General features: G+C 71.1%; 13 protein-coding genes and 1 pseudogene. 11 read left to right on the top strand and 3 right to left on the bottom strand.

What is annotated here, in order from left to right; genetic code table 11:
• Nucleotides 1-45 precede the first annotated feature (45 nt).
• The 7 genes and pseudogenes from rsmD to mutM form a co-directional block, all read left to right on the top strand.
• Nucleotides 46-642, top strand: a pseudogene (gene rsmD / locus FGF04_RS34995) (16S rRNA (guanine(966)-N(2))-methyltransferase RsmD); the annotation flags it as partial.
• A 26-nt stretch (nt 643-668) separates the two neighbouring features.
• Nucleotides 669-1,148, top strand: coding sequence for a pantetheine-phosphate adenylyltransferase (gene coaD / locus FGF04_RS34990; protein WP_188114359.1), 480 nt, complete (start codon nt 669-671; stop codon nt 1,146-1,148).
• Between the two features lie 110 nt (nt 1,149-1,258).
• Nucleotides 1,259-2,362 carry a cell division initiation protein gene (locus tag FGF04_RS34985; RefSeq protein ID WP_149515404.1) on the top strand — a complete coding sequence of 368 codons (1,104 nt, stop codon included), beginning with the start codon at nt 1,259-1,261 and terminating at the stop codon, nt 2,360-2,362.
• Between the two features lie 160 nt (nt 2,363-2,522).
• On the top strand, nt 2,523-3,176 hold the full coding sequence (locus FGF04_RS34980; protein ID WP_149515403.1) for a YceD family protein: 654 nt from the start codon (nt 2,523-2,525) through the stop codon (nt 3,174-3,176).
• A gap of 2 nt (nt 3,177-3,178) precedes the next feature.
• On the top strand, nt 3,179-3,352 hold the full coding sequence (gene rpmF, locus FGF04_RS34975; protein ID WP_006139588.1) for a 50S ribosomal protein L32: 174 nt from the start codon (nt 3,179-3,181) through the stop codon (nt 3,350-3,352).
• 7 nt (nt 3,353-3,359) lie between these two features.
• On the top strand, nt 3,360-4,256 hold the full coding sequence (gene rnc, locus FGF04_RS34970) for a ribonuclease III (protein WP_235882644.1): 897 nt from the start codon (nt 3,360-3,362) through the stop codon (nt 4,254-4,256).
• A 127-nt stretch (nt 4,257-4,383) separates the two neighbouring features.
• A complete protein-coding gene (gene mutM / locus FGF04_RS34965) occupies nt 4,384-5,244 on the top strand; it encodes a bifunctional DNA-formamidopyrimidine glycosylase/DNA-(apurinic or apyrimidinic site) lyase (protein WP_149515401.1) in 861 nt (286 codons plus the stop codon).
• Here mutM and FGF04_RS34960 read toward each other — a convergent pair.
• On the bottom strand, nt 5,217-5,606 hold the full coding sequence (locus tag FGF04_RS34960) for a winged helix-turn-helix transcriptional regulator (protein WP_149515400.1): 390 nt from the start codon (nt 5,604-5,606) through the stop codon (nt 5,217-5,219). The genes mutM and FGF04_RS34960 overlap by 28 nt on opposite strands.
• A gap of 142 nt (nt 5,607-5,748) precedes the next feature.
• Nucleotides 5,749-6,918: a CAP domain-containing protein gene (locus tag FGF04_RS34955; RefSeq protein WP_149515399.1), complete on the bottom strand. Its 1,170-nt coding sequence runs from the start codon at nt 6,916-6,918 to the stop codon at nt 5,749-5,751.
• A 131-nt stretch (nt 6,919-7,049) separates the two neighbouring features.
• On the opposite strand from FGF04_RS34955, the gene FGF04_RS34950 reads away from it, so the two are divergent.
• The 4 genes from FGF04_RS34950 (at nt 7,050) to FGF04_RS34935 (ending at nt 13,648) form a co-directional block, all read left to right on the top strand.
• Nucleotides 7,050-7,331 carry an acylphosphatase gene (locus FGF04_RS34950; RefSeq protein ID WP_149515398.1) on the top strand — a complete coding sequence of 94 codons (282 nt, stop codon included), beginning with the start codon at nt 7,050-7,052 and terminating at the stop codon, nt 7,329-7,331.
• Nucleotides 7,332-7,721: 390 nt separating this feature from the next.
• Nucleotides 7,722-7,925 carry a hypothetical protein gene (locus tag FGF04_RS34945; protein ID WP_149515397.1) on the top strand — a complete coding sequence of 68 codons (204 nt, stop codon included), beginning with the start codon at nt 7,722-7,724 and terminating at the stop codon, nt 7,923-7,925.
• A gap of 367 nt (nt 7,926-8,292) precedes the next feature.
• Entirely contained in the window at nt 8,293-11,886 is a 3,594-nt protein-coding gene (gene smc / locus FGF04_RS34940; RefSeq protein WP_149515396.1) for a chromosome segregation protein SMC, read from the top strand.
• A 343-nt stretch (nt 11,887-12,229) separates the two neighbouring features.
• Nucleotides 12,230-13,648: a sugar porter family MFS transporter gene (locus FGF04_RS34935; RefSeq protein WP_149515395.1), complete on the top strand. Its 1,419-nt coding sequence runs from the start codon at nt 12,230-12,232 to the stop codon at nt 13,646-13,648.
• A 98-nt stretch (nt 13,649-13,746) separates the two neighbouring features.
• Here the strand turns inward: FGF04_RS34935 and FGF04_RS34930 are convergent.
• On the bottom strand, nt 13,747-14,720 hold a 974-nt coding region (locus FGF04_RS34930; RefSeq protein WP_149515463.1), incomplete at its 5' end, for an LLM class flavin-dependent oxidoreductase.

The following is a 14,720-nucleotide window of genomic DNA, read 5'->3' as shown; positions in this document are numbered from 1 at the left end:
ACCCCCCACCTGCCAGACTGACCCGGTGACCACCCTCACCAGCAAGGACTTGCGATGACCCGCGTGATCGCCGGTACCGCCGGCGGCAGACGCCTCGCCGTCCCCCCGGGCACCGGCACACGGCCCACCTCCGACCGCGCCCGCGAAGGCCTCTTCTCCACCTGGCAGTCCCTGCTCGGCGGCCCCCTGGACGGCGACCGCGTCCTCGACCTGTACGCCGGCTCGGGCGCCGTCGGCCTGGAGGCGCTCAGCCGCGGCGCGGGCCACACCCTCCTCGTGGAGGCGGACCCCCGCGCCGCCCGCACGATCCGGGAGAACGTGCGGACCCTGGGCCTGCCCGGCGCCGAGGTCAGGTCCGGCAAAGCGGAACAGATCATCCGCGCCGGTGCCCCCGAGGCCCCGTACGACCTCGTGTTCCTCGACCCGCCCTACGCCGTCACGGACGACGATCTTCGCGAGACACTGCTCACACTCCGCTCCGGGGGCTGGCTCGCGGGCGAAGCGCTCGTCACCGTTGAACGCAGTACCAGGGGCGGCGAATTCGGATGGCCGGACGGTTTTGAAGCACTGCGCTCCCGCCGTTACGGCGAGGGAACGTTTTGGTACGGTCGCGCCGCCTCTACGTGCGAAGACGCACGATGACCGGACTGGAGAGCGAGGGATCTGAAGTGCGCCGCGCCGTCTGTCCCGGGTCGTTCGACCCGATCACCAACGGACATCTAGACATCATCGCCAGAGCGTCCAGGCTGTACGACGTGGTCCACGTCGCGGTGATGATCAACCAGTCCAAGAAGGGCCTCTTCGCGATCGAGGAGCGGATCGACCTGATCCACCAGGTCACCGCCGAGTTCGGGAACGTCGAGGTGGAGTCCTTCCACGGCCTCCTCGTGGACTTCTGCAAGGAGCGCGACATCCCGGCCATCGTCAAGGGCCTGCGCGCGGTCAGCGACTTCGACTACGAGCTGCAGATGGCGCAGATGAACAACGGCCTCTCCGGCGTCGAGACCCTCTTCGTGCCGACCAACCCCACCTACAGCTTCCTCTCCTCCTCACTGGTCAAGGAGGTCGCGACCTGGGGCGGGGACGTCTCCCKCCTGGTCCCGCCGGTGGTCCTCGAAGCGCTCACCGACCGGCTCCGGAAGGACTGAGGCGCCGCCCGGGGCGCGGGAGTCCGCCATCCGGTGTCGGGCGGGGCGGGAGTGGTCGTACAGTCGACCCGTCCGTCTCCAACACAGCTGTAGAGAGTGGCGAGCACACGGTGGACGTGCAGAAGAAGCTCGATGAGATCGTCTCGGCGGTCGGCAGCGCCCGTTCCATGCCCATGTCGGCCTCGTGCGTGGTCAACCGCGCCGAGCTCCTCTCGATGCTCGAAGAGGTGCGCCAGGCGCTGCCCGGCTCGCTCGCCCAGGCCCAGGAGCTGATCGGCGACCGCGAGCAGATGGTCGAGCAGGCCCGCCTGGAGGCCGAGCGGATCGTGCAGTCCGCGCACGCCGAGCGCGGCTCGCTGATCTCCGACACCGAGGTCGCCCGCCGCTCGCAGAACGAGGCCGACCGGATCCTGGCCGAGGCCCGCAGGGAGGCCGAGGAGGTCCGCGCCGAGGCCGACGAGTACGTCGACTCCAAGCTCGCCAACTTCGAGGTCGTCCTCACCAAGACCCTCGGTTCGGTGGGCCGGGGCCGCGAGAAGCTCCTCGGCACCGGGCCCGGCACCGACGAGCAGGGGTACGAGGACGAGGACGCCCCCGAGCGCAGCCACGACCCGGAGACCCTGCGCCGCAACGCCGACGAATACGTCGACGTCAAGCTCGGCGCCTTCGAGGCCGTCCTCGCCAAGACCCTGGACGCCGTCGGCCGCGGGCGCCAGAAGCTGCACGGCCGCATCGCCAGCGACGACCTGGGCGACCTGGCCACCTTCGGGGAGGACGGGACGCCGGGGCAGCACACCACCGACGCCGAGTACCTGGACGGCCTGGCGGAGGTCCCCGGGCAGTCCGCCCCGGCCCGCCCCGACCGGCCCCAGCCCCAGGTGGAGCTGCCCCACCAGCAGCAGTACGGGCAGCAGGACGCCTACGCCTACCAGCAGCAGGGCACCGACCCCTACGGCTACCAGCAGCAGTACGGACAGCAGGACGGGTACGGCTACCAGCAGAACGCCGACCCGTACGCCGCCTACCCGCAGCAGGGCTACGACCAGCAGACCGGGTACGACCAGGGCGGGCAGCAGGGGTACGACCCGTCCGGCGGGCAGCCGCAGCAGTCCCGGTCGCCGCAGCCGCACGAGAACGCGCTCGACGAGACCAGCCTCTTCGACACCTCCATGATCACCCCGGAGCAGCTGAGGGCGTACGAACAGGGACGCTGACGGCGGCGCCGACGGGGGTGCCGGCAGGGGCGCCGGCGCCGGATTGGGCCGAGAGCGAAAGGTCCAGTATCCTGGCTCTTCGGTCGTGTGCACGTCCGCGATCCACGCTGCCCGGTGAACGCCGAGGGCAGTGCTCCTCGTTACAAGATCGAAAGCAGGAATGGCCCTGAACGCCCGCCTTGACCACCGCAACCCTCTCGTGTTCGACACGCACGAGCTGGGGCGGCGTCCCGGTGCGCTGCAGCGTCTGTCCCGCGAGATCGAAGCTCCCGCGGATTTCGGTATCCAGGGAGTCATCGGGGTGCCGGAAGGCGCGCCGGTGAAGCTCGACCTCCGTCTTGAGTCGGTCATGGAAGGGGTGCTTGTCACAGGCACCGCCCGTGCACTGGCCGAGGGGGAGTGCGTAAGGTGTCTGGAGCCGGTCGAGCAGCAGCTCGAAACGGATTTCCAGGAGTTGTTCTCGTACCCTGACGCCGACGACCGGGGCCGTGTGAAAGCGGAGCCGGCCGACGACGCCGAGGACGACGAGGACACGCTCTTCATCGAGGACGGCTTGTTCGACCTCGAACCCGTGCTGCGTGATGCGGTGGTGCTCGCACTTCCGATGCAGCCGGTGTGCCAGGACGACTGCCCCGGCCTGTGCTCCCAGTGCGGAGCCCGGCTCGCGGACGACCCGGACCACCACCATGACGCCGTCGACATCCGTTGGGCGGCACTGCAGGGACTCGCCGGTTCACTCGAAGATGGCGAGAAGGACGAGTTGGCCGGCGGCGCGCTTCCATCAGCGCCCGTCGACGAGAAGCAGGAGAAGTAGCCGTGGCTGTTCCGAAGCGGAAGATGTCGCGCAGCAACACGCGCCACCGCCGGTCGCAGTGGAAGGCTGCGGTCCCCACCCTGGTTGCGTGCGAGCGCTGCCACGAGCCCAAGCTGCAGCACATCGCGTGCCCCGCTTGCGGCACCTACAACAAGCGCCAGGTCCTCGAGGTCTGAGCGGCTGGTGAGAGGCACTGTGTCTAGCCCCAAGCAGGCGGACGACGCCACGGCGGAAGTCAGCGCCAAGGATGTCGGAGCCAAGAAGAAGGCGGAGAACACAGCCTCGTCCCACACCCTTCTGGAAGGGCGGCTCGGGTACAAGCTTGAGTCCGCCCTTCTGGTGCGTGCACTGACCCATCGTTCGTACGCGTACGAGAACGGCGGTCTGCCGACCAACGAGCGCCTGGAGTTCCTCGGGGACTCCGTACTGGGCCTCGTGGTCACGGACACGCTGTACACGACCCACCCCGACCTGCCCGAAGGCCAGCTGGCCAAGTTGCGGGCCGCGGTGGTCAACTCGCGTGCGCTTGCGGAGGTGAGCCGGGGGCTCGACCTCGGCTCCTTCATCCGGCTCGGCCGGGGTGAAGAGGGCACGGGCGGCCGGGACAAGGCCTCCATCCTCGCCGACACCCTCGAAGCGGTGATCGGCGCCGTCTATCTCGACCAGGGTCTGGACGCGGCGGGCGAACTCGTCCACCGGCTCTTCGACCCGCTGATCGAGAAGTCCTCGAACCTGGGCGCGGGCCTGGACTGGAAGACCAGTCTCCAGGAACTCACGGCGACCGAGGGGCTCGGCGTACCCGAGTACCTGGTCACCGAGACCGGCCCGGACCACGAGAAGACCTTCACCGCTGCTGCCCGCGTCGGAGGCGTCTCGTACGGCACCGGCACCGGCCGCAGCAAGAAGGAAGCGGAGCAGCAGGCCGCGGAGTCCGCCTGGCGGGCGATCCGCTCCGCCGCGGACGAGCGGGCCGAGGCGGCCGCGACCGCCGAGGCGGAGCCTCCGGCGGAGACGGAAGCGGTCGAGGAGAAGACGCCCGACGTCCCCTCCCCGACGGCATCCGACCCGGCATCGGCCTGACGGACCACTTTTCGCCCGCCCCCTGTCACAGACAGGGGGCGGGCGAAGCCGTTCGTGTAGGGGCGCGGGGAACTGCGCGATCAGCCCCCACCGCCCCGCAGACCCCCACCCCTCCGGAGGAGACACCGTGCCAGAACTGCCCGAGGTCGAGGTCGTCCGCCGCGGCCTCGAACGCTGGGTCAGCGGCCGGATCGTCGCGGACGTCCAGGTCCTGCACCCACGCGCCGTACGCCGTCACATCGCGGGCGGCGAGGACTTCGGGGGCCGGCTCAAGGGCCACCGGGTGGGCCTGGCCCAGCGCCGCGGCAAGTACCTCTGGCTCCCGCTCGCGGACACCCCGAGCGCCGTCCTCGCGCACCTGGGCATGAGCGGACAGCTCCTCGTCCAGCCCCAGGACGCGGCCGACGAGAAGCACCTGCGCATCCGCGTCCGGTTCGACGACGCCCTCGGCACGGAGCTGCGCTTCGTCGACCAGCGCACCTTCGGCGGGCTCTCGCTGCACGAGACGTCCGCCGACGGGCTGCCCGACGTCATCGCGCACATCGCCCGCGACCCGCTGGACCCCCTGTTCGACGACGACGCCTTCCACGACGCGCTGCGCCGGCGCCGTACGACGATCAAGCGCGCCCTGCTGGACCAGTCGCTGATCAGCGGCGTCGGCAACATCTACGCGGACGAGGCCCTCTGGCGCACGCGGCTGCACTACGAGCGCCCCACGAGCGGGTTCACCCGCCCGCGCACGGCCGAACTCCTGGGCCACGTACGGGACGTGATGAACGCGGCGCTCGCCGTCGGCGGCACCAGCTTCGACAGCCTCTACGTCAACGTGAACGGCGAGTCGGGCTACTTCGACCGCTCGCTCGACGCGTACGGCCGGGAGGGCGAGCCGTGCCGGCGCTGCGGTACGCCGATGCGGCGCCGGCCCTGGATGAACCGCTCCAGCTACTTCTGCCCGCGCTGTCAGCGTCCGCCGCGCGCGGTGTCGTAGCGCTCGCGCGCCGCCAGGACGTCGTCCATGCGCCCCTGCACGAAGTGGATGAGGTCCAGCAGCCGCCCGGTCACCTCACGGCCCAGCGGCGTCAGCTCGTAGTCCACCCGCGGCGGATTCGTCGGCTGCGCCTCCCGGTGCACCAGCCCGTCGCGCTCCAGCGCGTGCAGGGTCTGGGAGAGCATCTTCTCGCTCACGCCGTCCACGCGCCGGCGCAGTTCGTTGAAGCGCAGCGAGCTCTCGGACAGCGCTCCCAGCGTGAGCGCGCCCCAGCGGCCCGTGACGTGCTCCAGGGTGCCCCGGGAGGGACAGTTCCGGGAGAACACGTCGTACGCGAGGCCGAACCGATCCGTTGTGTCCATGCGCCGAGCGTACTCCTGCACAGCGCCCGCCCCAGGTTTGCGCTAACCACCGGTTAGGGCCCCCGCCCCCGGCCCCGAACACGGCTGTGCCCCGGACCGGGAACCCGGTCCGGGGCACAGCCGTACGGCGCGTAGGGCGTGACTAGTAGCCGAAGTCCTGCGTCCACCAGGGACCGCCCMACGCGAAGTGCGCGCCGACGCCCAGGGTCTTGAAGTCGCAGTTCAGTATGTTCGCGCGGTGGCCGGGGCTGTTCATCCAGGCCTCCATCACCGCGGCGGCGTCGGCCTGGCCGCGGGCGATGTTCTCCCCGCCGAGGCCCGACACCCCGGCCGCCTCCGCCCGGTCCCAGGGAGTGGCCCCGTCCGGGTCCGTGTGATCGAAGAAGTCCCGGGCGGCCATGTCCTTGCTGAAGGACTCCGCCAGCGCCGCCAGCGAGCTGGACGCGGTCACCGGGCTGCAGCCCGCCTTGGCGCGCTCCTCGTTGACGAGCGTGAGCACCGCGGCCTCGGCCGTGGCCGGTGCCTTCGTGGCCTCCGACGGCGTGGTCTCGGGCGCCTTCGTGGCCGGTGCCTTCGCGGCCGGCGGCTTCTCGGTCCTCGACTCCTCGGCCGGAGCCTCGGACTCGGCCTCCGCCGACGGCGTCGCCGCGGGCTTCTTCTTCTCTGCCTTCTTCTCCGGGGCCTTCGTCGGCGAGGTGGAGGGCGACGGCGAGCGTTCCAGGTCCCGGCTGGTGCCCGGGTCCACGCGGTCGTCCGCGGAGCCGTTCGTGCCGCCCTGGGTCTCCACGTCGCTCGGGGTGTCCTGGGCGCGCACGTTGTCCGCGCCCCCACCGCCGATCGATAGGCTGTCGCTGCCGGGTATCAGCCCGGAGGCGACGGCGACGGCACCCATCGCCACGGCGGCGGAGACGCCGAGCAGACCGGTGCGTACGGGCGTGACGGCCTTCTTGCGGCGGCGCTGGCCGCGGGGGCCGCGGTCGGGCGTGTAGTCGCCCGACGGGTGGGCGGTGGTCCCGTCCGCCTCGAAGAGGTAGGCGTCGCTCTTCGAATAGAGGTCGCCGGTCTCGTGGATACCGCCCGGGGAGTCGTACAGGCCCGCGGTCGAGTAGGGCCCGCCGGTCAGGTAGTCACCGGCGGTCGGGMAGCCCTCGGCGATGCCGTGGTCACCCGCGAGGGCCTGGTCGCCCAGGTCCGCGTACCCGTCGGGGCCATCCGTCGGGTGGCCTCCCGTGTACGTCGCGTAGGTCTGCGTACCCCCGGTGGCGCGGCCTGTGGCGGCGCGGCCGGCGGCGGAGCGTCGGTGGCGTCCCATCTTTTGGCCTTCCTCATCCTTGCGGTCAACGTTCCTCACCCGAACGAGTGAGGCTCATTGGGTCCGGACGGTACCCCATGGCGCAAGGGGAGGAAGTGCTCGGAGAGCAATTGGCCCGTTAGCGTGCAGCCATGAGCGAGCATAGAAGGCTGGTCGCCTGGGTACGCGGGCGCGTCCAAGGTGTGGGTTTCCGCTGGTACACGCGGGCCAAGGCCCTGGAGATCGGCGGCCTGAGTGGTTTTGCTCTCAATTTGGAGGACGGACGCGTCCAGGTGGTCGCCGAGGGCCCCGAAGAGGGGTGCCAGGGGTTGCTGGAGTGGCTCGTGGGGGACGACACGCCGGGCAGGGTCGACGGAGTCACTGAGATCTGGGACACGCCCCGGGGCGGCTACGACGGCTTCGCCATCCGGTGAGATCCACCGCGCCGCGTCGGTTCCGGCGCCCCGCGGGGGAGCGCGGGGCGTGCGCCGGGGCCCCGCTCCGGGGAAGAACCACCAGGTGGTTGCCAAGAAACCCCTTGCCGTGGCAGGCTCCGCCGACAAGGATGATCTCCACGCCCCCGGGGCCCCTGCAGAGAAGCCGCGCCGCCCGTCCGGCGCCGTGCGCCCAGGGTCGCCGTCCAATACGGGGCGTGATCGTGTTGACCGTCAAACTTTTTGGTGAGACGCTGAAAGCCCCGCGCACCTTAGCTGTTTGGCATGTGAGAGCGGTAGTAAAACTCAGGATTGCCAAACATCGCGGGTGCGATTCCCTCACGACCCACACCGCTTCGGTCGGTCACTCAGTGTGGAGGACCATCCATCATGGCAAAGGCGCTTCTCGGTTACGTCGGCGGTTCCGACCCGCGACTCATTGCCGAGATGCGACGGCTCCAGCAGCGCGTCCAGGACCTGGAATCAGAGCTCGGACGAATCCAGGCCGAGAACGACGCGCTCGCGGCTGCCGCTTCTCAGGACTCGCTTCTCGAAAGCATCGACGTACCCCAGGCGGAGCCTGCGCTCACCTGATCATCGAGCACATTTGATCATCGAACGCAACTGATCATTGAACAGATCGGTCACCACCGGCGCACCCTCACCGTCATCGGTGAACCCGTCATCGGTGAACAGGCGGCCGGTGTCAGCCACTCACAGAGTTGCAAGGGACGCTTCGGCGTCCCTTCTTTCTTGCCCCGCCCCTGTCCTCCGCCGGCCGCTCCCCGCGCACCGTCCGTCAGATCATTCGGCCTGTTCGGATCGTTCGGATCGTTCGCCGTTCACTCTCCTTGACGTCTGATGTGCCCTGCGCGTTCAAGGGCGAAACCGCGCGTTCGTGGAGTGAGACCGCCCCGGCGTTCATGGAGAGTGTCCGACCCGGCAGGTAAAGTCCGGCTGTGTGCACCTCAAGGCCCTGACCCTGCGCGGGTTCAAGTCGTTCGCCTCGGCCACCACGCTGCGGTTCGAACCGGGCATCACCTGCGTCGTCGGCCCGAACGGCTCGGGCAAGTCCAACGTCGTGGACGCCCTCAGCTGGGTCATGGGGGAGCAGGGCGCCAAGTCGCTGCGCGGCGGCAAGATGGAGGACGTCATCTTCGCCGGCACCACCGGGCGGCCCCCGCTGGGCCGCGCCGAGGTCTCGCTGACGATCGACAACTCCGACGGCGCGCTGCCCATCGAGTACGCCGAGGTCACCATCACGCGGATCATGTTCCGCAACGGCGGCAGCGAGTACCAGATCAACGGCGACACCTGCCGGCTGCTGGACATCCAGGAGCTGCTGTCCGACTCCGGCATCGGCCGCGAGATGCACGTCATCGTCGGGCAGGGCCAGCTCGACTCCGTCCTGCACGCCGATCCCATGGGCCGCCGCGCCTTCATCGAGGAGGCCGCGGGCGTCCTCAAGCACCGCAAGCGCAAGGAGAAGGCGCTGCGGAAGCTGGACGCGATGCAGGTCAACCTCGCGCGCGTGCAGGACCTCACGGACGAGCTGCGGCGGCAGCTGAAGCCGCTGGGACGGCAGGCCGCCGTCGCGCGCCGCGCCGCCGTCATCCAGGCCGACCTGCGCGACGCCCGCCTGCGGCTGCTCGCCGACGACCTCGTACGGCTGCGGGGGGCGCTGCGGGCCGAGGTGGCCGACGAGGCCGCGCTCAAGGAGCGCAAGGACGCCGCCGAGGCCGAACTGGGAAAGGCCCTGCGGCAGGAGGCGGTGCTTGAGGACGAGGTCCGCCGGCTCGCCCCGCGCCTGCAGCGGGCCCAGCAGACCTGGTACGAGCTCTCGCAGCTGGCCGAGCGGGTGCGCGGCACGGTCTCCCTGGCGGACGCCCGGGTGAAGAGCGCCACCGCCCAGCCGCCGGAGGAGCGGCGCGGACGCGACCCCGAGGACATGGAGCGCGAGGCGGCGCGGGTGCGCGAGCAGGAGGCCGAGCTCGAAGCCGCCCTGGAGGCCGCCGAGCACGCTCTGGAGGACACGGTCGCGCACCGGGCCGACCTGGAGCGCGAACTGGCCGCGGAGGAACGGCGCCTGAAGGACGTGGCGCGCGCCATCGCCGATCGCCGTGAGGGCCTGGCCCGGCTGAACGGCCAGGTCGGCGCGGCCCGTTCGCGGGCCGCCTCCGCGCAGTCCGAGATCGACCGGCTGGCCGCCGCCCGCGACGGGGCGCAGGAGCGCGCGGTCGCCGCCCAGGAGGAGTACGAGCAGCTCAAGGCGGAGGTCGACGGCCTGGACGCCGGCGACGAGGAACTCGCCGCCCGGCACGAGGCGGCCAGGAGCGACCTCGCCGACGCCGAGTCCGCGCTGACCGCGGCCCGGGAGGCGGCCACCTCCGCCGAGCGCAGGCGCGCCGCGACCCAGGCCCGTCACGAGGCCCTGGCCCTCGGCCTGCGCCGCAAGGACGGCAGCGGGGCGCTGCTCGCGGCGAAGGACCGGCTGTCGGGCCTGCTCGGCCCCGCGGCCGAACTGCTCTCGGTCGTCCCGGGCCACGAGGTCGCGCTGGCCGCCGCCTTCGGTGCCGCGGCGGACGCGATCGCGGTGACCACGCCCGCCTCCGCGGCGGACGCCATCCGCCTGCTGCGCAAACAGGACGCGGGACGGGCGGCCCTGCTGCTGGCGGGCGCCCCCGAGCCGGCCGCCGACGCCGCCATCCCCACCGATGCCACCGGTGCCGTACGTCCGCGGTCGTCCCACGACGGGCCGCCGTCCGCCGCCGACCTCGTGCGGGCACCGGCCGAGCTCATGCCCGCCGTACGGCGGCTGCTGCGCGACGTCGTCGTGGTCGGGACGCTGGAGGACGCCGAGGACCTCGTCCGCGCGCGGCCGGAGCTGACCGCCGTGACCGCGGAGGGCGACCTGCTCGGGGCGCACTTCGCGCAGGGCGGTTCCGCCGGGGCGCCCAGCCTGCTGGAGGTGCAGGCCTCGGTCGACGAGGCGGCCGCGGAGCTGGCGGAGCTGGGCGTGCGGTGCGAGGAGCTGGGCGCGGCCCAGCGGCGCGCCACCGAGCTGCGCAAGGAGCGGGCCGCCCTCGTCGAGGAGCTCGGCGAGCGGTGGCGGGCCGGTGAGCGGGAGCGGTCCCAGGTCGCCCAGCAGCTCGGCCGGCTGGCCGGGCAGGCGCGCGGCGCCGCGGGGGAGGCCGAGCGCAGTGCCGCGGCCGCCGCCCGTGCGCAGGAAGCCCTCGACCGCGCCCTGGAGGAGGCGGAGGAGCTGGCCGAACGGCTCGTCGTCGCCGAGGAGATGCCGGTCGAGGAGGAACCCGACACCTCCGTACGGGACCGGCTCGCGGCCGACGGGGCCAACGCGCGGCAGACCGAGATGGAGGCCCGGCTCCAGGTACGTACGCACGAGGAGCGGGTCAAGGGCCTCGCCGGGCGGGCCGACTCCCTCGACCGGGCGGCCCGCGCCGAACGCGACGCCCGCGCCCGCGCCGAGCGGCGCCGGGCGCGGCTGCGGCACGAGGCCGCGGTCGCCGCGGCCGTCGCCTCCGGCGCCCGGCAGCTGCTGGCCCACGTCGAGGTCTCGCTGGGCCGGGCGGACGGGGAGCGGACGGCCGCGGAGAGCGCCAGGGCGCGGCGCGAGCAGGACCTCGCCGCCGCCCGCAACCAGGGCCGCGACCTCAAGGCCGAGCTCGACAAGCTGACGGACTCGGTGCACCGCGGTGAGGTGCTCGGGGCCGAGAAGCGGCTGCGCATCGAGCAGCTGGAGACGAAGGCGCTGGAGGAGCTGGGCGTCGAACCGGAGGGGCTGATCGCGGAGTTCGGGCCCGACCAGCTCGTCCCGCCGTCCCTGCCCGCCGAGGGCGAGGAGCTGCCGGAGGACCCGGAGCACCCGCGCAACCTGCCGCGCCCCTTCCACCGGGCCGAGCAGGAGAAGCGGCTCAAGGCGGCCGAGCGCGCCTACCAGCAGCTCGGCAAGGTCAATCCGCTCGCGCTGGAGGAGTTCGCCGCGCTGGAGGAACGCCACAAGTTCCTCAGCGAGCAGCTGGAGGACCTCAAGAAGACCCGGACCGACCTCCTTCAGGTGGTGAAGGAGGTCGACGAGCGGGTCGAACAGGTCTTCACGGAGGCGTTCCGGGACACGGCGCGGGAGTTCGAGGGGGTCTTCGGGCGCCTGTTCCCGGGCGGCGAGGGCCGGCTGATCCTGACCGATCCCGACAACATGCTCACCACGGGCGTCGACGTCGAGGCCCGGCCCCCGGGGAAGAAGGTCAAGCGGCTCTCGCTGCTCTCCGGCGGTGAGCGGTCGCTGACCGCCGTGGCGATGCTGGTGTCGATCTTCAAGGCGCGGCCCAGTCCGTTCTACGTGATGGACGAGGTCGAGGCGGCACTCGACGACACCAACCTGCAGCGGCTGATCCGGATCATGGAGGAGCTGCAGGAGGCGTCGCAGCTGATCGTGATCACGCACCAGAAGCGCACGATGGAGGTCGCCGACGCGCTGTACGGCGTCTCCATGCAGGGCGACGGAGTCTCCAAGGTCATCAGCCAGCGGCTGCGCTGACCCTTCGCCCGAACGGCGGTACCGCCCGTACGGACCGGGCCCGATCGTCCGTGGGCGCCGGCCGCGGACCGCGGCGTTCCACGGGCCACTTACGGGGTATGCGTAACTACGCAGCCGCTATCTCTTCAACAGTTGAACACAAGTCTGTCACCTTGCCCGGTTCACGGCCGTGATCCTTGACATGGGACCCGCGCTTGACTTCGAAACTTGAAGGAATAGTCTCTGCTTCGTTGCTTTTACCTTCAGGTGGTGGGTGGCGTAAACGTGTGCGCCACTGGAGACACCGTCCGGAAGGGCTCGCCCCCACCCCCGGCAGTGAGGCCGGTGGCCCGAGGAGTTACACGTGACCAGCACAGCGCAGCCACCTTCGTCCGGAGCCCAGGCGGCTCATCCCGAGCATCTCGGGCATGTCATCTTCATCGCGGCGGCGGCCGCGATGGGCGGTTTCCTCTTCGGTTACGACAGTGCCGTGATCAACGGAGCGGTCGAGGCGATCCGGGACCGCTACGACATCGGTTCCGCGGCTCTGGCCCAGGTGATCGCGATCGCGTTGATCGGCTGTGCGATCGGTGCGGCCACCGCGGGGCGGATCGCCGACCGCATCGGCCGTATCCGCTGCATGCAGATCTCGGCGGTGCTGTTCACCGTCAGCGCGGTGGGCTCGGCCCTGCCGTTCGCGCTGTGGGACCTGGCGTTCTGGCGGATCGTGGGCGGGTTCGCCATCGGCATGGCCTCCGTCATCGGCCCCGCCTACATCGCCGAGGTGGCCCCGGCCGCCTACCGCGGACGGCTCGGCTCCTTCCAGCAGGCGGCCATCGTCACCGGCATCGCCATCTCCCAGCTGGTCAACTGGGGCATCCTCAACGCCGCCGACGGCGACCAGCGCGGCAAGGTCATGGGCCTGGAGGCCTGGCAGGTCATGCTCGGCGTGATGGTCATCCCGGCCGTCATCTACGGGCTGCTGTCCTTCGCGATCCCCGAGTCACCGCGCTTCCTGATCTCCGTCGGCCGCCGCGACCGGGCCCGTGAGGTGCTGCGCGAGGTCGAGGGCGACACGATCGACCTGGACGCGCGCGTGACCGAGATCGAGACGGCGATGCAGCGCGAGCACAAGTCGGTCTTCAAGGACCTGCTGGGCGGCACCTTCTTCTTCAAGCCGATCGTGTGGATCGGCATCGGCCTGTCGGTCTTCCAGCAGTTCGTCGGCATCAACGTCGCCTTCTACTACTCCTCCACCCTGTGGCAGTCGGTGGGCGTCGACCCGACGGACTCGTTCCTGTACTCCTTCACCACGTCGATCATCAACATCATCGGCACCGTGATCGCCATGATCTTCGTGGACCGCATCGGCCGCCGCCCGCTGGCCCTCATCGGCTCCGTCGGCATGGTCGTCGGACTCGCGCTGGAGGCCTGGGCCTTCTCCTTCGACCTCGTCGACGGCAAACTGCCCGCCACCCAGGGCTGGATCGCGCTGATCGCCGCCCACGTCTTCGTCCTCTTCTTCGCCCTGTCCTGGGGCGTGGTCGTGTGGGTCTTCCTGGGGGAGATGTTCCCCAACCGCATCCGCGCCGCCGCACTGGGCGTGGCCGCCGCCGCGCAGTGGATCGCCAACTGGGCCATCACCGCGAGCTTCCCCTCGCTGGCCGACTGGAACCTCTCCGCCACCTACGTCATCTACACGGTCTTCGCCGCGCTCTCCATCCCGTTCGTGCTGAAGTTCGTCAAGGAGACCAAGGGCAAGACCCTGGAGGAGATGGGCTAGGCCCGTCGCTCCGGGTCGACCATGACCCGAGGAGGCGGGCCAAGTCCCCGCCGCCCGCCTCCTCGTATCCGTAAGACGTGCCGCCCCGGTTCGAAGGCCTAACGGTCCTTGAGCCGGGGCAGCACGTTCTCGCAGAACAGGTGCATGCTGCGCCAGCCCTCGTCGAGGGGCATCCCGCCCGACAGCGGATGCAGTACGTAGCTGTCGAGGCCCAGCGCCAGGCACTCCTCCGGCGTCACGATCCGGTAGACGCCCTCGGCGCGCAGCTCCGCCACGGTCGTGGCCCCCGACCTCACCGCCGAGCGGATGTCGGAGGACTGCCAGGAGGCGTACGTCCTGGCCTCGTGCAGGAAACGGCTCCCGTGCTCGGCCCAGGCGCGGTCCGGGTCCTCGGCCAGGTGCAGCAGCGGGGTGACCGCCGCGGGCATCATGGTCCAGCCACTGGTGCCGTACTCGGCGAGCCGCTCCTCGTAGTACGCCTCCAGGTCCGGCAGGTGGGCGCTCGGGAAGAACGGCAGTCCCAGCCGTGCCGCGCGGCGGGCCGCGGCCTTCGAGGAGCCGCCCACCAGCAGCAGGGGGTGCGGGTCGGAGAAGGGGCGCGGAGTGATCCGTACCGTACGGCCCCGGTAGGTGAACTCCTCGCCGGTCCACGCCTGCAGCAGGGTCTCCAGGAGCTCGTCCTGAAGCCGGCCGCGGCGCTTCCAGTCCACGTCGAAAAGGGCGTACTCCTCGGGCCGGTAGCCGATCCCGGCCACCGTGACCAGCCGGCCGCCGCTGAGGAGGTCGAGCACGGCGATGTCCTCGGCGAGGCGCAGCGGGTCGTGCAGCGGGCCGATGACCGCCGAGACCGTCACCGCGATCCTGCGGGTGGCGCCGAAGACGGCGGCCGCGAAGGCGAAGGGCGAGGGCAGCCAGTTGTTGGCCGCGCCGTGGTGCTCCTCGGTCTGCACGGTGGTCATGCCGCGGTCGTCGGCATAGGCGGCCATCTCCAGGGCGGCCCGGTAGCGGTCGCCGAGGGAGGCGGGGGTGGCGTCGGGTTCGACGAGGTTGAAACGTACGACCGTCACGGGGG

The sequence above is a fragment of the Streptomyces apricus genome, assembly GCF_008369065.1.
In the GTDB taxonomy this organism is placed as follows: domain Bacteria; phylum Actinomycetota; class Actinomycetes; order Streptomycetales; family Streptomycetaceae; genus Streptomyces; species Streptomyces apricus.
This window is presented reverse-complemented; position numbering and strand designations above follow the sequence as displayed.